Source organism: Sporosarcina beigongshangi (assembly GCF_033485195.1).
GTDB classification, from domain to species: domain Bacteria; phylum Bacillota; class Bacilli; order Bacillales_A; family Planococcaceae; genus Sporosarcina; species Sporosarcina beigongshangi.
Genome location: NZ_JAWLIR010000008.1, coordinates 18320 through 39706, shown reverse-complemented (window position 1 = coordinate 39706; position 21387 = coordinate 18320). Strand labels below are relative to the sequence as shown.

Here is a 21387-nt window from a genome sequence, read left to right as displayed (position 1 = left end):
TCTCCATGGAATGAGCTGGTTTGTTAATAAGGTTCTGCGTTATGACCTTTGTCAACGGCTTCTTCAGGTGCTTTGTCGCCATCTCGATTGCCAAGTGGCTTCCGACTAGATCCACCTGTTGTTGCATGTGCCAATCCGTCACGTAAACGGCGTCCATATTCCGCGTCAGCTTCATCAGCAAGGGCCATTATTTTATCTTGAATGCGAGGATCACAATTTGAAAGGTCTGCTACCAAATTTGAAATTAAATCTTCACGTTCCCACTCCTCAAACATGCGGTAGGTTTCTCCAGCTTGTTTCGTATTACTTTGGCGATCAATCGACTCGCGTACGAGATGTCCTTCTATAAAAGGCGTGTATTCTTTACCATCTTGTGTGGCTTCTTTTAAACCACCTAACATCGATGGCTCATAGTTAATATGCGGATTCTGACCAGGAGCTCTATCTAGTTTATATTGCATCTGCCCGCCACTCTGATTTGTCGCAACACGCTTTTTGGGTGAGTTGATAGGGAGCTGTAAATAGTTGGCACCTACACGATGGCGCTGTGTATCGGAATAGGAGAAGGTCCGCCCCTGCAGCATTTTATCATCGGAAAAATCGAGACCGTCCACAAGAACCCCGGTACCAAATGCCACCTGCTCTACTTCAGTAAAATAATCGTCAGGGTTTTTGTGTAACACCATTCTACCAACAGGCAGCCAAGGAAATTGATCCTCCGGCCATAATTTTGTATCATCGAGCGGATCAAAATCGAGCTCTGGATGGTCATCGTCGCTCATTACTTGAACGAGTAGCTCCCATTCAGGATAATCACCGTCTTTGATAGCGTCATACAAGTCTTGTGTCGCATGATTGAAACTCGACGCCTGAATATCACTAGCTTCTTGCTGCGTTAAGTTTTTAATCCCTTGTTTCGGCTCCCAATGATATTTCACCAGCACTGCAACACCCTCTTCATTGACCCATTTGTACGTATTGACGCCAGAGCCTTGCATCATACGGTAGTTGGCAGGGATACCCCAAGGTGAATAGACAAAAGTCACCATATGGAATGATTCGGGTGAGCTAGCGCAAAAATCGAAAAAGCGCTCGCTATCTTGAATATTCGTAATGGGATCCGGTTTAAAGGCGTGAATCATATCGGGAAATTTAATGGCATCGCGGATAAAGAAAATTTTTAAATTGTTGCCGACTAGATCCCAGTTACCGTCTTCTGTATAAAACTTAACTGCAAAGCCGCGGGGATCGCGCAACGTTTCCGGGGAGTGACCGCCATGGATAACCGACGAAAAGCGTACAAAGACGGGTGTCTGTTTACCTTTATTCTGAAAGAGTTTGGCACGCGTATACTTGGAAACGGGATCATTACCTGCTGTTCCATAAGCTTCAAAATAACCATGAGCTCCAGCCCCACGTGCATGGACAACGCGCTCTGGAACACGCTCCCTATCGAAATGGCTGATTTTTTCTAGAAAATCATAATTTTCGAGTACGGCCGGGCCTCGATTACCGACCGTTCGTATATTTTGATTATTGGTGACGGGGTGTCCCTGTCGGTTGGTTAGTGTGTCTTCCCGCTCCTCGTCGGACTGAGTAGTGGATGGATCTTGCCTCAAATGATTTCCTCCTTAAGAAAAATATTTAGCTCTATGCGTAGCACTTGTACTCACTCTGTGTCATTCCGATAGAATTCATTCCAATTGATAATTTTTATTTGAAATGAATTGTTCATGCCCATCATATAGTTCTAGAAAGTATTTGAAGTAGGTGGGGAACTATGTACTTTTTTAAAAGAGCGTTAGTGATAGTAATTGGTAGTACATTTATTGCAATTGGTTTAAATGGATTTCTCATCCCTTTTGGGTTGTTAGAAGGCGGTGCACTTGGGATTAGCTTGATATTTCATTATTTAATCGGTATTAAAGTTGGGTTCACATTTTTATTAGTGAGCATTCCGATTTTTATAGTAGCCTGGATATTTTATCGTCCGTTCTTTTTTAACGGTATTCATGGCATGCTGTTGTCATCTCTTATCATTGACGTGCTATCTCCATTGCAAAGCATTGGTAGGGAATTTGTCATTTCTACGTTAGCGGGTGCCATTTGCGGTGGAATCATCATTGGAATAGGAATCGGTATCATGCTTTGTTTAGATATTAGTATTGGTGGAACGGACTTGTTGGCGCAAATGCTTGCAAGGAAGCTTACTGTTAATCCCGGAATAATGATTTTTTGCTTAGATGTGTTAATTGTAATTTTGGGGAGCTATATTATACCTGCAGTTCAGCTAAGTACATCATTAGTCACGGTATGTTGTGTTGGAATTACAACTAGTCTACTTATTACGACAGTAAGCAAAGCGCGAAAAAGAAGGTTTTTTGATTGTGACTAGTGAAAAGGTACTACCTAATTAAAAGTGCGAATAATGTCGAACTCTATACTGCGTTTTATATTCTTCCGTGGTATGATAAAAAGAATAAGTTGGTAATTTTTTGAGGGGGGAGGGGAAATGGAAGTGAAAACAATTGCTGAATTCATTGCTGAAACAAATGAATTTTGTCGACAAGCAGGAATGAATCCAGAAGAGTTACCTTCTGTAGCAATTCCTTTTTCTGACACAAATAACTCGGCGAAATTAGGTTTATATGAAGAAATCATTTCGGTCACTCGCCTTTTTAGCGGAAAGATTACAGAGTTGTTGGAGGGCATTCCGTTACTAATAGCAGTCTCAGACGAGCATGGCGTTATATTAGACATGGTCGGGGATGATACTATACAACAATATGTGGATAAATTTGGTGTCAAACAAGGTGTTCAGTTTTCGGTTAATACGATGGGAACAAACATCATTAACTTATCATTGGCTCATCACTGGGAGCCTGTTGAACTCATAGGTGCTGAACATTATTACCATTACCTGCAGTCGACGGCTTGCTATGGTGTAGCATTTAAAAATACGGATACAGAAGAAATACTTGGTTCACTGGTCATCCTAACGGACTTGTCACACCAAAATCCGATGATAACGATGTTGCTGGCAACAATGGTCGACTCAATTGAAAGAGAATTGGTATTGCGAAAGCAAAATAGGCAGTTGAATATGCTGCACCAAGTGATGATGGATAATAGTCAATATGGCGTTATCACGACAGATTTAGAGGGAAACGTATTAGAATTTAATATTAGAGCAGAAATCCTTCTTGGCAATAAAATTCGTGACGTCATCGGAAACCATGCAAGGCACTTGACTGGTATTGGACAGTATATGGAAGCTGTGTTGAGTGAAAAAAAACGGTTTGACGATGTGTATATTACGATTGGCAATGAAGGGGACCCCGCGCAACGATATTGTCTGTTTGATGCATTTCCTATCTACGATGATAGCTACCAAACGATTGGTGTGTTTGCGCAGTTACGTGATATTACAGAGGTTTACAATGTACAACAGCGTTTTAACTTTTTGGCAAATCATGATGAACAGACCGGTTTACCAAACCGCAGATTTTTACTGGCTAATTTAACAAATATGATTGAAGAACGTGACAAGAACAAAGCGAATGGTCAACTTGCTGTAATCCATTTAGATTTGGATCGCTTTAAGATCGTCAATGATACATTAGGACAAAAAGATGGCGATTTTATATTAAAAAGAATTGCAAATCGTTTAGCCAACTATTCTGGAGAAAATAATTTCATAGCAAGAGTGGGTGGGGATGATTTTGTCTTAATTTTTCGCTTGCAGGAGCAAGATGATGTGCAGCAAATTGGTCAGCAGCTTCTTACTCTATTTAACAATCCTTTTGCGATGAAAGGCTATGATTTTCACATTACAGCTAGTATTGGTGTTGCTGTTTATCCAAATAATGGACGAACAACGGAAGAACTGCTGGTCAAGGCGGATACAGCTATGTTCCAAGCTAAAAAACAAGGGAAAAATCAATTTGTTCTCTATTCAGATGAGCTGGATCCGAAAACACATGACAAAATTCTACTGGAAGCTTCCTTGCGAAAAGCGATAGATTCAGATGAACTTGTTCTTTACTATCAACCACAAATTGATATTAAAACAAATACAATGATTGGCGTAGAAGCCCTCATTAGATGGGAGCACCCGACATTGGGGACGTTGCTACCGAGTGAATTTGTACCTTTGGCGGAAGAAACAGGCCTAATTAATCAAATGGATGAATGGGTGTTACGGACCGCGTGTAAGCAAAATAAGAAGTGGCAGGACATGGGAATCCGACCCTTTAGTGTAGCGATTAATTTATCTTCCAATCAGTTTGCAAGTAATAAGTTGCCGGAGTTAGTTCAAAGGGTTTTATGCGATACGGGGTTAAAGCCTGAGTACATAGAGCTTGAAATTACTGAAACCATGACAATGGATGTAGAACATGCAATTCCAACTTTGAGGGAATTAAATGAGCTAGGAGTTAAAATTAGCATTGACGATTTTGGTACAGGTTATAGCTCGATGAATTACTTGACGAAGTTTCCAATTGATCGATTAAAGATTGATCGGTCATTTATTTGGAATATCGATAATAATGATAGTGATTCAAACATTGTCATTACGATTATCCGGATGGCCCATAATCTTGGACTAAAAGTCATTGCTGAGGGAGTTGAGAATGATAAACAGCTTCAGTTTTTATATGAGCATGACTGTGATGAAGTGCAAGGGTTCTTCTTTAGCAAACCATTGTCAGTAGAAATGATTGAATCGAGTTTTGTCGAGATTCAGGGAGCACTAAGAGGAAATAAATAAGAAGATTTTTGTATACATTGAAAACAAGACCGAGTCAGTACTGATTCAGTCTTGTTTTTCTATTAGTTATTTTTTTCGTAAATCCTTAGCTTTGTATAGATTGTTTCGAGTATCGGAACTGCCATGCCATTTGCATGTTGTAGCAGGTATCCTTGTAGATGATCTGCTTCCAACGGTAGGGATTTTTCCAAGTCACGTTGCATTGATGATTTCATGTTATAAGGCAGCGAGCTTATTTTATTGGCCAGGTCAGTTGTAATCGTTTCTTGAATAGGTGCACCCATTTTACGCATGATCGCTGCAAGTTCCTCCAAAAAGGATTCGACCGTATGTCGTCCCGTATCTAGCTCCATAATGGGTCCGATTGGTGATTCCATAAGCGAAGTGATTCCAGAAAGTGTTGTGATGAAGAGATATTTATGCCACATTTCTTGAGTGATTTGCGTGCTCAATTCGAATGAAGCGTTTGCTCCATTGAAAACATCCCTTACTTTTTCAATCCGAGGTGTGCGTTCACCGGATCTTTCGCCATAAATCAGTTGGTGACTCGGGCTTTTTTGAAGGATCTTTCCCTGATCGTCAAGTGTCGTTTCAATAAAGCAAAGTCCTCCAATAACAGCATCTTCCCCAAAAGCCTCTATTAATTGATCGAGATGGGCTATACCATTCAATAGAGGTAAAATAGTTGTTTCGTTATTTACAAATGGACGGATATCCTCGATTGCCTGTGCCAGGTGATAAGACTTCGTTGATAGGAGAATCAAATCAAAGGTTTCTCCACTATCGTTTATTGTAATGAGACGAGGCACTAGCTTGGCATTCCCGTTGATACTTTCGATTTGTAGGCCGGTTTTCTCGAGCGCTTGTTTCCTACCCTCCCTTACTAGGAAGGTAACATCCTGTCCCTTTTCCAACAACCTACCACCAAAGTAACCTCCAATTGCACCTGCTCCGACAACTAGGATTTTCATGCTTTGTTCCCCCTTATATACGTTTTGTCCATTCTAGTATACACGAGTTAGATTAATAAGAATATTCGTAGGAGAAACAATGGCAAGCTGGAATGTGTTGATCCAACTTGCCATCAATTAGTTAACCAATCATCGTAATATACTGTTCGCCAAGTATTTCTTTCATTTCGTAATCAGCCGTGGACAATTGATTATTTATAAACGCTTTGACATCATTTTGTTCGATTGAATAAAACTCTTCAATTTCACGTGAGAATAATAATTTTTCCTGTTTGAGCAATGTTTGTAAATTTGGTTGTTGCTTTGGAGTGATATTTTCACTAGGAAGCATTTGTTGGAGAGCTGAAATATAGTGTTCTAGTGCACGAGCACCAACGATTTTGACACCTTTTTTCTCCTCGTTTAACAGAACGATTGTTGGGAATCCGCGAGCACCTAATTGACGAACAAGCTGAAAATCCTCATGCAACGAAGTATCTGCTTCAGGAAGTTTGGATTGTTTAATGATTTCTTCTCCGTTGAGTCCGACCTGATTGACAAGATCAATCATCGTGTCATCTTGTGCAATATTTTGATTGAAAGCGAAAAGGGCTTCGCGTGCACGGCGTAAAAATGCATTCGCGAGATCTGGATTTTGTTTGTGAATTACTTTGAAAACGCGGGAAGGGATGAATGATGATTCAATAGGATTCGTGAGCCATACAGTCCCGTCAATTGGCATACGAGAATGTTCACCGACTTCTCTCCAGTGATCGGCTACATCTGCTGGTCCGTTGATGCCGTTGGCGACATCCGCAAAGCCGTCCCATTTTTCTAGTAAGCCACCCATCAATGTATGTGTATTAAAGTATTGTCCATACTGCTCTGTGAACTTACGGAAAACGGGTTCCAATGCCCAACAATGTGAACAAATTGGATCCGTTATATAGTATAAATCGATCGTTTTTTTCGGTGCTGAGAGGTCGATGAATTGCATTACTTCGTCATCACCACCAGGTCCACATACGCCTGTTTCCAAATCACACATCATATTGTTTTTCATATCCATTCTATTACCTCTTTTCATTAGTATTGTCAAAAACGATATTTTTTAGTGCCCATTTATGGACAGGCTGCAAGGCGATTGCTAGTTGCTGACCTTTTTCAGATAGGTGATAGGAAATCGTGACGGGAGACTCAGCTGTCACTTTTTTAATAATTAAATCATGCTCAGCAAGTTCCGTTAGCTTTAATGAGAGAGAACGGGGAGTAATATCATTCAAATCTCGCTTCATATCGGAAAAGTGTGCAGTGAAATCCGGGCAATTCGATAAGTAATGGATGATAAGTCCGTTCCAACGTCTACCTAAAATTTCAAAGCATGATTCTAAATATGGGCAAACTTCCAATTCAGTCACCTCTTCTATCGACTATACTTTTTATATCTAGTATATAAAGTATATCGAATGTAAAAGTATAGTCAATAAAAAAGCCCTTATCAAATTTGATAAGGACATTTGGTCAATCAATCCAAGTTGTTAATTCTTTGAAATGAGTTCTTGTATAAGGTTTTGGTTCGAAATCTGAATAGCCTAGGTAAATAAAGGCGGCAATCTCACCTTTTTCGGACAGACCGAAGAAGTCGCGCACATCTGGATGGTAACAAATCGCACCTGTTCGCCAAACTGCACCGAGACCAAGAGCGTGTGCGGTTAACAGCATGTTTTGGACAGCGCTACTGACAGCGGCAAATTCCTCTTTTAAAATGATGTTATCTTTGGTTCCAGGTTCAACACCCACTGCAATGATGACGGGAGAGCGAAGGGGATTGCGTTCACTTCTTTCGATTTTCGTCTGGCTCTCTTCTGACTGGGGATCTTCTTGTTGCGCTGTTGTAATTTTTTTAAATACTTTCCCTAATTTCTCTCTACCTTCGCCGCGTAGAACGAAAAAGCGCCACGGTTCTGATTTATGGTGATTGGGTGCAAATGTACCTGCCTCAATAATTTGTTCAATCAATTCTTTCGAAACGGGTTGTTCATTAACTAATGAGATACTTCTCCGCGTTTGAATCGCCTCATGTATGTTCAAATTAAATCTCCTCTTTCTCTAAGTGATTATGATTCTATTTGTTAGTATAGCAGGTATAAAAGGAAAGTCATTGTTTTCAACTTTGCGAAAATTGAGCTATACTAATTCAAGTACTCGATGAAGGAAAGGAAGATTAAATGACAACGATAAAAGAACCAACGACACTCGGTAATCCTGTCTATCCAGTTATGTTTGCCATCGCTGGTTGTCATTTACTGAACGATACGCTTCAAGCGGTGATTCCAGCCATTTTTCCAGTGCTGGCAGAGGAGAAGGGACTCACCTTTACCCAACTTGGTTTTATCGCCTTTGCACTAAATATGGTCGCCTCTGTTTTACAACCTGTCGTCGGCTATATTAGTGATAAAAAGCCGATGCCTTATGCACTACCGACGGGGATGTTATTTTCGCTTATCGGAATTGGGGGGCTTGCTTTTGCTCCAGACTATTGGATGATTGTTGTTTCGGTTATGCTACTAGGGTTTGGTTCTGCAGTATTTCATCCAGAAGGATCGCGTGTGTCGTTTATGGCGGCGGGTTCGAAACGAGGACTATCGCAGTCCATTTACCAAGTGGGTGGAAATTCGGGGCAGGCACTTGCTCCATTGATAGGTGCATACATATTGGTTCCTTACGGACAAAAAAGTGCGGCTTTATTTATGATGGTTGCGGCGCTTGGTATTTTTATATTGATGAAGATTTCAGTATGGTATAAAAAACAGTTGGATCAGGAGAAATTGAATAATCGTAAAAAAGTACTCTTATCAACTATTGGAGATTTAACGAAAAAGCAAGTTGGAATCGCATTATCACTACTTCTTGTACTTATTTTTGCTCGTTCGTTTTATGTGACTAGTATCACTAGTTTTTTCCTCTTTCATTTGATGGAGAAGTATAATTTACAAAGTGAGGAAGGGCTACTCTATATCTTTCTCTTTTTAGCACTTGGAGCAGTCGGTACATTTTTCGGTGGACCTATTGCGGATAAAATTGGGCGGAAGAATGTTATTGTCTTGTCTCTAGCTGTCCCAATTCCCCTTTGTATTCTTTTGCCGTATTCTCCATTATGGGCGGTTATTGTATTGCTTATGATTATTGGTTTCTTTATTATGCTTAGTTTTTCAGTAACGGTCGTGTATGCTCAGGAGCTTGTGCCAAGTAAAATTGGTACAATGGCAGGGCTGACAGTTGGCCTTGCATTTGGCATGGGGGCTATTGGGGCTGTGGTCATTGGGATATTAATGGATCAGCTTGGCATTTATACGACGATGATTATTGTGTCATTCCTGCCAATCATAGGGCTTGTTGGACTGGCGCTACCGCGTGATGGGAAAATTACTGCCGCTAGTTGATCAAGGAAAAAAGATAGTATACGTGAAATAAATAAGTAGCTTATTCTTTCAAATCTCATTATAATGGGGAGTCGGCGTAAATAGGCTGATTAGAAAGAAGGTTAACTAATTTGACTCGAGATCAACGTAAGAAAATGCTTATATTAATGATTAATATGTTTATTGCGATTGGAAGTTTCGGCATTATTATTCCTATTTTACCTGCGTATCTATTATCGATTGGACAAGCAGGAACCGCAGCTGGTCTGATGATAGCTATATTCGCTGGTGCGCAGCTTATCATGTCTCCGATTGCAGGAAAGTGGGCAGATAAGTACGGACGAAGAGTTATGATTATTTCAGGGCTTAGCGGATTAGCTTTGTCGATGTTTGTTTTTTATTTTTCTGATTCCATTTGGATTCTCTATCTGTCGCGTGTCATCGGTGGAGTTGGAGCGGCGCTATTAGTCCCTGCAATTTTTGCTTATGTTGCTGACATTACAACGTTGGATCAGCGTGCGAAAGGGAATAGTTTTATTTCTGCATCGATGTCGCTAGGTATTGTGATTGGACCGGGGATAGGTGGATTTTTAGCCGATTTCGGTTTGAAAATGCCACTCCTTATTTCAGCAATTGTTGGAGTAGGAGCTGTACTCTTTTCAGCAGTGATGTTGAAGGAAAGTAAAGATACGACGGTTGAAGCGTCAGATAAGAAGCCTGAACCGATGGTGAAAGAAATTGCACAGTCATTTAGCAAACCGTACTTTATTCCATTAGTAATCACACTTGTAATGAGTTTTGGATTAATGGCGTATGAATCGGTGTTAGGTCTTTTTGTTGATAATGTATTCGGAGCATCTCCAAAGGATATTGCGATTATGGTGACGTCTACGGGTATTATTAGCGTAATTATCCAATTGTTTGCGGTCGATTGGGTTGTCCGTCGATTTGGAGAAGCAGCGGTACTCAGTATTTTTCTAGGTGTTGCCGCAGTTGGATTTTTCCTGTCCATACTTGCACCAAGCTACATCATGTTTTTCGGTGTAACGATGATTATTTTCCTAGCAACTTCTATTTTGAGACCTGTTTTGACGACGCTTATATCTAAATTGGCGGGGAATGAACAGGGATTTGCGATGGGTATGAACAATGCTTATATGAGCATTGGGAATGTACTTGGACCGCTCTTGGCAGGATTGCTATTTGACGTTCACATTCTGTATCCGTTCATCCTTGGGTTGATCGTACTTGTTGTGACAACCTTCGTGTCGATAAAGTGGAAAGGGCCAGGGAAGATGTTAGCTAAGTAATAAAGTAGTAGAGAGGCAGGCCATGCAAATTTGCGGGCCTGTTTTTTTGAATTCAAATCCTTTACAAGTTTCGATTACCGAAGTATAATTATATAGTTACCTAGCTAAATAAAAGGAGTTGGCAGCGTGAATCCGTTATTCCATGATATTTTCCAAAAAACACGACTGTTGAGTAAAGAATTAAACTTAGTATTGAAAAAGTATGATTTGTTCGCGGCCCAATGGACAGTCTTATTTTGTATACATCAACATGGTGAAATGACGTTAACACAAATATGGAAGTATTTGAACGTTGAAGCGCCCACTATTACTCGGACGGTCAATCGGTTAGAAAAATTGGGATGGTTGACGATGCATGAAGGAAAAGATCGTCGGGAGAAAATTGTACGACTTTCGGAAGATACAAATACTAAATTTCCGGAAATCAAGTCGGCAATTATCCGTTTTGAAAATGAATTTCTAGAAGGCTTGTCTGATGAAGAGCAAGTGCAATTGTCAGCATTGCTGAACAAGATGGATAAGGAAGGGCGTGTGTAATTCAATGAATAAAGAACCGATTTGGACAAAATCTTTTATCAGTTTGTTTATTACGAATATAGCTGTTTTCATTGTTTTTTATGGTTTAGTTACTGCATTGCCTCTTTATGCGGTAGGTGTGTTGGGTCGGACAGATCAAGATGCAGGTTTATTGATGACGGTCTTTTTACTTTCGGCTATTGTCGTTAGACCGTTTACTGGGAAGATACTAGATGTGGCAGGAAAGCGTAAAATGCTATGGATTAGCCTCGTCCTCTATTTGTTTTGTACAATCCTCTATTATTTTATACAGCCATTTGCAGCATTGTTAGTCTTGCGTTTTGCGCAAGGCATCTGGTTCAGCATTATAACGACAGCAGCCGTCTCGCTTGCTGCAGATATCGTCCCGGTTGCAAGAAGGGGAGCGGGACTTGGTTATTTTACAATGTCGACAAACTTATCTGTTGTCCTCGGTCCACTCATTGCATTATCCATCATTCAAACGTTTTCTTTTGATGTATTATTTATCGTGTTGAGTGCTTTAATGGTAATCGGAGTCCTGATTTCAGCTATGGCGCCGGTGGGTACATTACCAGAAAAGACTGTTGGGAAAAAGAGATTGTCAATTGGCGATCTCTTTGAAAAAGGTGCAATGCCAGTTGCGCTATTTGGTAGTATGATTGGGCTATCCTATGCGAGTGTTTTATCGTACTTATCCATTTATGCACAGGAAAAAGGGCTATTGGCATTGGCGAGTACTTTCTTTCTTGTGTTTGCTGCAATTATGCTAATGACACGTCCCTTTACAGGAAAGCTTTTTGATGAAAAAGGACCACATTATGTGATTATACCTGGCTTTATCAGTTTCGCCATCGGACTTGTCCTTTTGGTCAATATGGATTCCGCTTTTTCATTTCTAATCGCGGGAGTATTTGTAGGATTTGGATATGGGGCACTTGTTCCGAGTTTCCAAACTCTTGCGGTGCAGTCGACAAAACATGAAAGAAGCGGTTATGCAACGGCTACATTTTTCACGTTATTTGATTCGGGACTGGCACTTGGTTCGTATGTATTGGGGCTAATTGCAATCCATTTTGGTTATCAAAATGTCTATTTAATAGCAGCGGCACTCATCATCCTCGTTTTCTTTAGTTATTTGTTTATCAAACGAAAACAGAAGGGGCAGGAAGCAATCCAAAGTAGTTAACTAAAAAAGCCAGTCTCCGCTCACGTTCGGAGGCTGGCATTTTTTAGTTGTCGTATAGTCGTTTTAGGGCTTCTTTGAATTGTGGTTTTACATTGATTGTTGGACGGATTGACATCGCTTGTTGTTCGGCTTCATCTACGGAATTGGCTAGGCCCAATTCTAACAATGCGGCAGTTGCGACAGTGCCAGCACGTCCACGTCCAGTATTACAGTGGAAGTAGACATTTTTGCCAGCTTTATAGGCATTGACGACCTCTGATACAGCCGTTTGTATTGATTGATCTTGATGTTCAGCATCATCAACGATAGGTTGGTGAATACTAAATTCACTTGAAAGTGGACCTTTTACTTCTGCACGTAAGTCATAGATGACATCGATTTTTTCGTTAGCAAGAAGATCGTCAATTGCATCTACCCCTCCAATGAAAATGCGATTGGGAACTAGTTCTTCATAGTTTTTATGAGCTGTCATAGCTTATCGCCTCCTAACAAAGTTTAGATTAAATGTACATGAACGGCGAATTAAAGTACATGGATTTGGCCCGTTATTTCCCGGAAAATAAATAGCTCGGAGTTTTGAAACTTCATTAGGTGTGAAACGAACTAATAGGAAAGGAAAGAAGGGGGTATGTTATTGTGGAACGAAAAAGATTTTTGTTATCGCTTTGCCTAATTGTATTTTTTGTGTTGTTGCAAAATCCTATGCCTACAGCGGCTTGTTCTTGCGCGATGATGCCGTCTCCCGAGCAAGGATTTTCAGAGGCTCAAGCAGTATTCAGTGGCGAAGTAATTAGTATTAAAGATAATAGCAGCTTGTTAGGGGGATATGGCAAGACCGTCCTTTTTGCTGTGAAGGAAACATGGAAAGGGACAGATGGGATGGAAGTTGCAATAACGACAGGTAGTGGTGGTGGAGATTGTGGCATAGCATTTGTTACAGGGCAAGACTATTTGGTATATGCCCATCTTTCCGATATGTATGAGAAGCAATCATTATCTACTAACATTTGCAGTCCAACAAAAATACTTGCGGATGCTACTAAAGATTTATCGGTTTTCGGCGAAGGACAAATACCGTCAAATAACGAAGTCCCTATAAAGAGTGGGAAAACAACTTACTTAATTATCGGTGGAGTTGTATTTATTGCAGGATTATTTACGATTATCGGATGGATGAGATATAAGAAAGTTAAATCGTAAGGAAATAGCCTGTTGCCGATGTTTCAGCAACAGGCCTTTATCATGTAAATGCCATCATTCGATCAAGTGGACCATCTGGTTGAATAATATCCTTAAGGTCCAAAATCGGAATCGGGAAATAGGGGAATCCCCATACATAGGCTGTAATTTCATACAACTGAAAGTAAATAACGAGTGTTGTATCCCCGATATAAAAATCCTGATCACTACGAATTTCTTTGAATGGCGGATCTAACAGTTCGATATCCCAGTCTTTGATGCGTTGTCGAATAATATCCGATAGCTGTTTTACATAGTCACTACCTGGTTTGAATAAATCATTCAACTCATATTGTTTTCCAGTTTTTATATCGAATGTTAGTGATTTAATGACAGTCATGCCATGTGCACCACCAGTGAATGAATAGACAATCAGATTCAAACTGAGGAGGCCACGCTGATTAGTCTTGAGTTCAAAGTAGGCAAGTAATTCTACAAGACTGGGTTCATAGTAACTTTGTTCAACGAGTAATTTATTCAAAGCTGTGACGATGGCATGGTTGATTTTACTTTGCACGTGGGCATTTGGTAAATGGACGACAACGGGGTAATAGACAGTTACATTTGGTGATGCATGAGGTAATTTCTTCGATACAATTGACACAGGAAGTTCCATAATAAATATCCTCTCTTTTCACTAGAATAGTTCATCGTATGAAGGATGGAGTTAAAAAAGAAGAGGAATCGTTCTAGGCTAACAAATGACTTTATGGTTTATTCCATGTAGAATTAATGTACTAAGTGCACATCAGGGAGGTTACACGATGCTTAATAAACAGCAGAGTCATGAAGAAAAATTGAAGAACTTTGATCCGGAATCCCAACTTGCAGCAACGGACAACCATTATTCCGATAAAAAGTTTTGGGACAAGGTCAAGAGCTACGGTAAACAGGCCGGTAAGCAGACGATCTATTATAGTTTGCTGTTGTTCTACACCGCGAAAAGTCCTACAGTGCCGAAATCGTCTAAAATGATTGTCGTGGGTGCACTCAGCTATCTGATTTTTCCTGTGGATCTTATCCCCGATTTCATTCCTGCAGTTGGTCTTGTAGATGATGCCAGTGTGATTGCAGCAGCTGTCATGAAAATCATTCAGCATATTGATGATGATGTGAAAAATAAGGCGAAGCAGCAATTGATCAAGCTTTTTGGTGATGATGGAGATTATGGAGAGATTGATAAGCAATTGCTAGGGTGAAAAAGGTGAGTGTCTGCTTTCAAATGCAGACACTCACCTTTTAAAATTTCTTATAGGCTATAAGAAAGGGTTATAAAATCGCCCTTGATTGACAAACATAAAGGCGATCATGAGCAAGAAAATAACAAGTGAAATCACAATGGCAATGATGTCCCTTTTAGCGATCGGTTGAAAACTGTACCAAGTCCGTTTTTTATGTTTCCCAAATCCGCGCAATTCCATTACGTTGCTAATGGTTTCTATTCTATCCAGACTTGAAAGAATAAGAGGCAATAAAATTGAGCCAGCATTTTTAATGCGCGCTGTTATTTTTGCTTTTTTAGACATATCAATGCCGCGAGCTTGTTGTGACAGTGCAATCGTCTTGAAGTCTCGCTGAATATCAGGAATATAACGAAGCGCGATTGAAACGGAATAGGACAATCGATAACTAACACCAATTCGATTTAAGGATGCTGCAAACTCACTAGGTTGTGTTGTGACGATAAATAATAGGGCGGGTGGAATAACCGCTATATACTTGAGTGAAATATTGAATTGGTAAAACAATTGTTCTAGTGTAAGCGAATAGCGTCCAATCGAGCCAGTAATGGGATGCGAAGTTCCGTAAATAAGTGTTCCTTGCTGGGGTGAAAAAAGAAATATGGCGATATTGTTCAGTATGAGAAAGAACAGTATAAACGCAAGAATAAACCCGATTTCTCCGATGTTCACTTTGGATATGATGAAAATAATGATACTCATTACGACAATGCTCAGGAGGACACGCGTATCGTACGTAAGCATGGCGGCACTGGACAATAACAGAAAACAAATTAGTTTTGCTGAACCAGTCAACTGATGGATGATCGAATCACGTTCGATATAGCTTAAAAGCTCACCGCTCATTGAAACGCACCTCCCGGTCATACTGAATGAATTTTTCGATGAATAGTGCTTGATCTGTTATATCGAGTCTATTCGCTAACGTATAGAGTGACGATTGCTTTAAATTTGCTTGGTCAATTAAATCGTGATTAGCAAGAATACGAGCAGGGGAGCTGTCCGCAATAATTGAACCCTTTGACAGAACGATTGCTCGTTTTGTATATTCCATCATAATATGCATGTCATGGGTGATTAAAATAATCGTAACTCCACGTTGCTGTAAACTTTCTAGAAACATCATTAATTCGGTCGTATGTTTAAAATCCTGACCAGCTGTTGGTTCATCCAACAAAATAACAGAAGGTTCCAATACAAGAATGGATGCGATAGAGAGTCGTTTCTTTTGTCCATAGCTAAGAGCAGAAATCGGCCAGTTTCTAAATGGATAGAGCCCACAAATCTTCAAAGTCTCCTCCACACGTTCTTTTATTTCAGATGTAGGTAAGTTTTTTTGTTGTAAACCAAATGCTACTTCGTCGTAAATCAGCTGTTTGGAGAACATATGATTAGGATTTTGTAAAACAAAACCAATTCGTTGCCCGCGTTCTTTGATCGAGTCATTTGCACTGTTCAACCCATTGAATTCAATCGAGCCAGTTGTCGGTTTTACAAAACCACATAATAGTTTACCAAATGTAGATTTCCCTGTTCCATTTGCACCAACAATACTAATCATTTCTCCTTGATGAATGTCCAAGTTAATATTTTGGAGAATCGGATTATTTTCCTGGTAGTGAAATGATAGATCTTTCAGTTGGAGTAGTGGTGGAGACTGTTCGTTATCTTTTTCTACGATTTGAATACTCTCTGTCCATTCCCGTATTTTCGGAGCGACCGATTTTACGTTCAACTGATCGATGTTTGTGACGTCTATTGTTTCGTCCAGCATATAGCCGGCGTATTTCAATGCTTTTATGTACAGTGGTTCTCGTATGGAATGTTTAGGGAGTAATGAGTTGGTTAAAATCTCATTAGGTGTTGTGTTGGCAATGATTCTACCCTGATCCATCAAAATAATGCGGTCAACCGATTGGGATAGAACATCTTCTAAGCGATGCTCGACAATAATAACGGTTTTCTGTTCTTTCTTTTGGAGTTCATCTATTAATGCGATGGCGGATAAACCAGAGGCTGGGTCAAGATTTGCTAACGGCTCATCAAACAATACGATATCAATATCATTGACGAGTACACCTGCTAACGCAACACGCTGCTTTTGCCCACCTGATAATTCATGGATTCGGGCGTGTAAGAACGATGACATGTCCACAATGGTAGCTGCATGAGTAACTCTTTCTCGCATTTCTTCCAGTGGAATCGTATTATTTTCGAGTGCAAATGCAATGTCCTCTCCGACGGTTATGCCTATAAACTGGCCGTCTGTATCCTGTAATACGGTTCCGACGAGAAGTGAAATGGAAAAAATATCGAGCTCTTTCGTTTCTTTTCCCCGAATCTTCAAGCTCCCTGTAAGCTCGCCTTCATAAGCAAAAGGAGCAAGCCCGTTCAATAAATGAACGAGCGTACTCTTTCCTGAACCAGAAGGCCCAACTATACAAACCTTTTCGCCTTCGTAAATAGTTAAATTGATATCTAGTAAAGTAGCTTCAGCCTGACTATTATATTTGAAATGGACATTTTTAAATTCGATTAATGGTTGTTTTATCATGTTTGTCATCCTTTTTTTATTCCTCGTAATTCAAGCTCCCTTTTTTAGTTCTTGTTTTAGCATAAGCGATTAATAAAAATGTTCCAAGTACCCCAACCGTTATTATATTGCTGGCCCCTGCGACGAATCCCTGTGTAAACACTTTGTTAGCTGGTTCCGCATAAATGATAATGTCGAGTATGGGTGCAATAACAAACCATCCGATAGCCTGTACAGAGGCCTGCACAATATTAAATGTTATGATTTTCTTGCGACTAAACTCACCGTTCTGAATGCTAAAAGTGTTTTTGAATAACCCAATTCCAAATCCTATGAATGCGGAAACGATGACCCAACTCCACCAAACAGAACCATATGAAATGGCATCTTTGAGTGCGTGACCAATTAAGCCGATAAAGAGTCCTGCTATTGGTCCGAAAATCGCTGAAATAAGTGCAAGAAATGCATAATTTGTTTCAATAGATGTGTTTGGAATACCAGTAGGGATAGAAGCAAACCGGCCTAAAATAACGAATAAGGCCGTTCCAATCCCGATAGCAACAATTGTTTTTGTCGTGAAAATTGATTTGCTCATTTATGAACACTCCTAATTAGTTTTTTGTAATGCTACCTATTCGTAAACAATCCGAGGAGCTTTGCGAATCGTAACTTGCCAATTCGTGCCTGTTCCAACGCGATAAGCATCAGCAAATGATCCTTGGTTGATGGCGATACCGATATTGTCGAGAGAATTGACGTAGACGAGTGGTTCACCAATGTGTAAGTCTGCAAATGATCGACCGAAAGTCATGATGTTGTTGTAAATGGTACGTCCGTCTGTTGTGATAGCGACTTCAAATGAGTCACCATGCTGTTTTGCGATTTCTTTGAATTGTTGCCTGCTAATATTGGTCCACAGATTTCCGAAAGGTCTATCAATGATATCGACATTACCTGTGATGACTTCATTGCTGATTTTAGAGATTTGTAGTGGTAAAGCAATCACTTTTTTTGTATCAAGAATTGGACCAATATCTTCAAATTGAATCACGCCGGAAGCGAGTCGTGCACCAGTATAAGCGAAAATGTCACGTCCGTGGAATGTATGGGATTCACCAGAGTTTGGAAGGCGGTTGACGGTTTCGTCAATTTCTCGAACTTCGCTAATGCCGATGAATTGTGCTACATGCGTTAACGTACCATTATCGGGTGTCACGATATAGTGATTGTTGACTGTTTTAGCGACAATCCCACGCCGTTCCGAACCTACACCTGGGTCAACGATGGATACAAAAACAGTGTTGTCTGGCCAATAACCTATTGCTTGCAATAGACGATATGAGGCCTCCCAAATATTATATTGAGGAATCTGATGTGTAATTTCATAAATAGGAATTCCACGTTGAACGGAGTTTGCCACACCATGCATCGCACTAACCGCCCCATCACTTTTGCCGAAATCTGATTGAAAAACTAATAAACCTGTTGTCATACTAAACACTCTCCTCATTTTTATAATGTATGAAACTAAAAAACAAAAAATCTCGCCCATCCAATCATTAAGTATTAAATGATTGAAAAGGACGAGATGAACATTCGTGTTACCACCTTTTTTCGTTGTCTACTCACATAGACAACCTCAACAAGTACAAAATCCGAACGTAATGGATTTTAGACTGTGGTATAGATAACGGGTACCAATTCCCGCTGCTCATCTACTGATGCAATCAGCTTGCACGTTCAACGCAGAGCTCAGAGGCCATTGTTCAAGTGGAGTCTTTCTGCTTCTTTTCAGCTACCGAAGCTTTCTGTGAGAAATCCTATGCACTTTACTTTTCTCTTCAACGCTTATAAGTTATTAGAGAGTACTTTACATGAAGATAAAAGAAAGGTCAATCTTTTTAGAGTATTCTTTTTAAAAGAATTTATAAAATGGTTTATTCAACAACCTTCCTCTTGTTAAAAATCGGGTGATATCCGATAATTAAGTGAAGAGTGATGTGGTATGGATGAAGGAAGAGGATTCAAGTATCAAGCAAGAAATGAAACAAATGAGTGGGAAAATTGAGGCGATTCATGACTTAGCGATACGAATCGACGATAAAGTAACGACTCTAAATGGTGAATTTTTAGGTATTCGTGCTGATGTACTAGCACTGCAACGTGCAAGATAATAGCAAGTGCCTTCTACCCAGCTTCGCTTTTCAAGTGGTTTTGTGGTACTATTTATGCTTAGATTAGAAGAGGACGTGAAGTTGAAATGATTACAATTACAGTACCGAATGCAGATGTAACTATTGTACAACGTAAACAAGAAATGGCTCCGGGTGTTGCACCAATAAAACCTATTTATGGCTTTATTGATTTACATGAAATCCCACGCGACAAAGGCGGTATCATTTTATTTTATAATAATAAAGATGAATTGCTGTTTGCTGGGAAAGCGCGTAAACTTCGCCAACGTGTCAAGAAGCATTTTGAAGACACAGTGTCACCGATTAAAGATCACCGTAATGAGGTTAAGCAAATTTCCGTTATTTTTGTGGAAGATCCAATGGAACGTGAAATTTACGAAACGTATATTATTAATACGCAACGTGCGAAATATAACGTCGACAAAGTGTTTTTCGAATGAACTTGAATCAGCGTTGACCCTGCTGATCCAAGTTCAGCCTCCGGCGGATGTCACAAATTTTGAAGGGAGTCAGAAGGCAACCAAAGAGCGCCGCGTCCTGCGGCAATGGTTGCATACCTGCATCCTTCAGGCACAAGTGCAATTCAAAATTTGGACGTAATTACGCCGAGGCGTAATTGATTAAGATTCAGAGCTGACTGCCATGTGCAATCGGCTTTTTCTTTTTGACTACATACATTAGAAAAGGGTGGAAGCATGGACGAAAGATTACAACAAATTGTTGAAGAGGCGCAAGTGAAGTTTGGATTGGATGCGTATAAGTTGGAAAGACACTCGATTGCTAAACAAAGAGATGCAAAAGGGGCAGCGTATTATGTTGTGAATATGGAATGGTTTCCGAAAGAATTGAATGAACCCGTAGAGGAAGATATGAATCCAGAAGGTACCGCATGTCTTGAATATAATATTCAAGAACAGTGTTTTGAAAGTGTTATTTTCACCCAAGGGCAATCATTTTCAACGCTAGCGCTATTTGTAAGGAAAACAGCTGAAGAAGTGTCAGCTTGGGTTGAAAAGGAAACAGGGTTAACATACGGGCTGGATTTTAAACTAACGCAAGCGAGTAGTGATGAGTTCCAATTTGAAATGGATATAGAAGGAGTTAGAATGTCTCCAGGTTTTATGATAAATGTAAAATTTGATGAAATAGGTAAACTTACTTCATATTCTAGGTATGGTACATCGCCTCGACAGTGGGAGGTTGAAAAATCTAAATTCACACTTACGCTAGAAGAAATCGAACCACTTGTAAAAAAACAGTTACAGCTAGTGGAGTTTCCATCTGAATTAGAAAATCGATTTGTTCCGGCCTATGCGATGGAGGAAGTATTTGTGACAGTGGATGGAAAGCGGATCATTCCATTTTTTGTACATGAGCGTACAATCGTTAAAGTGAGCGAAGTATTGGAATGGAATCAGTCGCTAACGCAACCATTTAAGCGAGAAGAACTAACTTTCGTTTCTGAATCAACTGTCGAAGAGGCGTTTGGTGAAGTAGATATTGATGATAAACTACTCTTGACTGATGATCAAATTGAACGCAGTAAAGAGATTGTACGTGATGTCTTACGATTAGAATATCCAGATGAATCGGGAAAATGGCAGCTTGCGGAACTTCGACGCCAAGAGAATTTCATTGAAGCGCACTGTAGATTTATGACAGCAAACTCGACGGTATTTAAACGCAAATTGGTTGTATTCATCAAACCAGACAATATGTCTGTCTTGAATTTCGTAGATAATGGAGCAATGATGGAGATATTTGAGACATTTGCCCCAGCAGAACAAGCTGTTGTTACACATGACGAAGCGTTTGAGAAAATGGTGCCGTATATCACACTCGATCCGACTTATGTCTATGATGAGCTGACAGGGAAATATATTTTATGTGGATTGCTGGATGCTGCGGAGGCAGTGGATGCAGTAACAGGGGAAGTTATTTCGTTGAGTGATTTATAAGGTGAATCGTATAGGGGAAATGAGGACGCCGCGACAATGGTGTCC

The 21387-nt window shown here is 40.0% G+C and carries 22 protein-coding genes and 1 other annotated feature; of the genes, 11 read left to right on the top strand and 11 right to left on the bottom strand.

Going from position 1 to position 21387, the window contains the following annotated elements; genetic code table 11:
• Positions 1 to 23 precede the first annotated feature (23 nt).
• Positions 24 to 1619, bottom strand: a complete 1596-nt coding sequence (locus R2B77_RS05980) for a catalase (protein ID WP_203247225.1) — start codon at positions 1617 to 1619, stop codon at positions 24 to 26.
• 161 nt (positions 1620 to 1780) lie between these two features.
• On the opposite strand from R2B77_RS05980, the gene R2B77_RS05975 reads away from it, so the two are divergent.
• Complete coding sequence (locus R2B77_RS05975; RefSeq protein ID WP_203247226.1) at positions 1781 to 2395, top strand: YitT family protein; 615 nt, start codon at positions 1781 to 1783, stop codon at positions 2393 to 2395.
• A gap of 117 nt (positions 2396 to 2512) precedes the next feature.
• Positions 2513 to 4771, top strand: a complete 2259-nt coding sequence (locus R2B77_RS05970) for a putative bifunctional diguanylate cyclase/phosphodiesterase (protein WP_203247227.1) — start codon at positions 2513 to 2515, stop codon at positions 4769 to 4771.
• Between the two features lie 62 nt (positions 4772 to 4833).
• Here the strand turns inward: R2B77_RS05970 and R2B77_RS05965 are convergent, their stop codons facing one another.
• The 4 genes from R2B77_RS05965 to R2B77_RS05950 form a co-directional block, all read right to left on the bottom strand.
• Complete coding sequence (locus R2B77_RS05965; protein ID WP_203247228.1) at positions 4834 to 5742, bottom strand: ketopantoate reductase family protein; 909 nt, start codon at positions 5740 to 5742, stop codon at positions 4834 to 4836.
• 121 nt (positions 5743 to 5863) lie between these two features.
• Complete coding sequence (locus tag R2B77_RS05960) at positions 5864 to 6784, bottom strand: DsbA family protein (protein WP_212391421.1); 921 nt, start codon at positions 6782 to 6784, stop codon at positions 5864 to 5866.
• A 10-nt stretch (positions 6785 to 6794) separates the two neighbouring features.
• Positions 6795 to 7130 (bottom strand): winged helix-turn-helix transcriptional regulator, encoded by a 336-nt coding sequence (locus R2B77_RS05955; protein ID WP_203247230.1) that lies wholly within the window; start codon positions 7128 to 7130, stop codon positions 6795 to 6797.
• Between the two features lie 112 nt (positions 7131 to 7242).
• Positions 7243 to 7812: a nitroreductase family protein gene (locus R2B77_RS05950; RefSeq protein WP_203247231.1), complete on the bottom strand. Its 570-nt coding sequence runs from the start codon at positions 7810 to 7812 to the stop codon at positions 7243 to 7245.
• A gap of 137 nt (positions 7813 to 7949) precedes the next feature.
• On the opposite strand from R2B77_RS05950, the gene R2B77_RS05945 reads away from it, so the two are divergent.
• From R2B77_RS05945 to R2B77_RS05930, 4 genes are all read left to right on the top strand, one after another.
• Positions 7950 to 9164 (top strand): MFS transporter, encoded by a 1215-nt coding sequence (locus R2B77_RS05945; protein WP_203247232.1) that lies wholly within the window; start codon positions 7950 to 7952, stop codon positions 9162 to 9164.
• A 110-nt stretch (positions 9165 to 9274) separates the two neighbouring features.
• The gene (locus R2B77_RS05940) at positions 9275 to 10453 is read left to right on the top strand and encodes an MFS transporter (protein WP_203247233.1); all 1179 of its coding nucleotides are present in this window, start codon (positions 9275 to 9277) and stop codon (positions 10451 to 10453) included.
• Positions 10454 to 10579: 126 nt separating this feature from the next.
• Entirely contained in the window at positions 10580 to 10990 is a 411-nt protein-coding gene (locus R2B77_RS05935; protein WP_203247234.1) for a MarR family winged helix-turn-helix transcriptional regulator, read from the top strand.
• A 4-nt stretch (positions 10991 to 10994) separates the two neighbouring features.
• On the top strand, positions 10995 to 12176 hold the full coding sequence (locus R2B77_RS05930; protein WP_203247235.1) for an MFS transporter: 1182 nt from the start codon (positions 10995 to 10997) through the stop codon (positions 12174 to 12176).
• Positions 12177 to 12219: 43 nt separating this feature from the next.
• Here R2B77_RS05930 and R2B77_RS05925 read toward each other — a convergent pair whose 3' ends face one another.
• Positions 12220 to 12648, bottom strand: a complete 429-nt coding sequence (locus R2B77_RS05925; RefSeq protein WP_203247236.1) for a protein-tyrosine phosphatase family protein — start codon at positions 12646 to 12648, stop codon at positions 12220 to 12222.
• Positions 12649 to 12812: 164 nt separating this feature from the next.
• Between R2B77_RS05925 and R2B77_RS05920 the strand changes: the two genes are divergently transcribed.
• Positions 12813 to 13376, top strand: coding sequence for a hypothetical protein (locus R2B77_RS05920; protein WP_203247237.1), 564 nt, complete (start codon positions 12813 to 12815; stop codon positions 13374 to 13376).
• A gap of 40 nt (positions 13377 to 13416) precedes the next feature.
• On the opposite strand, the gene R2B77_RS05915 is transcribed toward R2B77_RS05920, so the two are convergent.
• Positions 13417 to 14031, bottom strand: a complete 615-nt coding sequence (locus tag R2B77_RS05915) for a DUF3298 and DUF4163 domain-containing protein (RefSeq protein ID WP_203247238.1) — start codon at positions 14029 to 14031, stop codon at positions 13417 to 13419.
• A 148-nt stretch (positions 14032 to 14179) separates the two neighbouring features.
• On the opposite strand from R2B77_RS05915, the gene R2B77_RS05910 reads away from it, so the two are divergent.
• Positions 14180 to 14614, top strand: a complete 435-nt coding sequence (locus tag R2B77_RS05910; protein WP_203247239.1) for a YkvA family protein — start codon at positions 14180 to 14182, stop codon at positions 14612 to 14614.
• A gap of 57 nt (positions 14615 to 14671) precedes the next feature.
• Here R2B77_RS05910 and R2B77_RS05905 read toward each other — a convergent pair whose 3' ends face one another.
• The 4 genes from R2B77_RS05905 to R2B77_RS05890 are packed head-to-tail and all read right to left on the bottom strand — an operon-like array spanning position 14672 to position 18681.
• A complete protein-coding gene (locus tag R2B77_RS05905; protein ID WP_203247240.1) occupies positions 14672 to 15502 on the bottom strand; it encodes an energy-coupling factor transporter transmembrane component T family protein in 831 nt (276 codons plus the stop codon).
• Positions 15492 to 17207, bottom strand: coding sequence for an ABC transporter ATP-binding protein (locus R2B77_RS05900; RefSeq protein ID WP_322555666.1), 1716 nt, complete (start codon positions 17205 to 17207; stop codon positions 15492 to 15494). Before R2B77_RS05900 ends, R2B77_RS05905 begins: the two co-directional genes overlap by 11 nt.
• A gap of 19 nt (positions 17208 to 17226) precedes the next feature.
• Positions 17227 to 17784: an ECF-type riboflavin transporter substrate-binding protein gene (locus tag R2B77_RS05895; protein WP_203247242.1), complete on the bottom strand. Its 558-nt coding sequence runs from the start codon at positions 17782 to 17784 to the stop codon at positions 17227 to 17229.
• A gap of 36 nt (positions 17785 to 17820) precedes the next feature.
• Positions 17821 to 18681, bottom strand: a complete 861-nt coding sequence (locus R2B77_RS05890) for an SAM hydrolase/SAM-dependent halogenase family protein (RefSeq protein WP_203247243.1) — start codon at positions 18679 to 18681, stop codon at positions 17821 to 17823.
• 84 nt (positions 18682 to 18765) lie between these two features.
• Positions 18766 to 19043: a binding site (T-box leader), on the bottom strand.
• A gap of 134 nt (positions 19044 to 19177) precedes the next feature.
• On the opposite strand from R2B77_RS05890, the gene R2B77_RS05885 reads away from it, so the two are divergent.
• The 3 genes from R2B77_RS05885 to R2B77_RS05875 all read left to right on the top strand — a co-directional run bounded on the left by R2B77_RS05885 (position 19178) and on the right by R2B77_RS05875 (position 21342).
• Positions 19178 to 19363: a hypothetical protein gene (locus tag R2B77_RS05885; RefSeq protein ID WP_203247244.1), complete on the top strand. Its 186-nt coding sequence runs from the start codon at positions 19178 to 19180 to the stop codon at positions 19361 to 19363.
• 86 nt (positions 19364 to 19449) lie between these two features.
• Positions 19450 to 19824 carry a nucleotide excision repair endonuclease gene (locus R2B77_RS05880; RefSeq protein ID WP_203247245.1) on the top strand — a complete coding sequence of 125 codons (375 nt, stop codon included), beginning with the start codon at positions 19450 to 19452 and terminating at the stop codon, positions 19822 to 19824.
• A 255-nt stretch (positions 19825 to 20079) separates the two neighbouring features.
• A complete protein-coding gene (locus tag R2B77_RS05875) occupies positions 20080 to 21342 on the top strand; it encodes a hypothetical protein (RefSeq protein WP_203247246.1) in 1263 nt (420 codons plus the stop codon).
• Positions 21343 to 21387 lie beyond the last annotated feature (45 nt).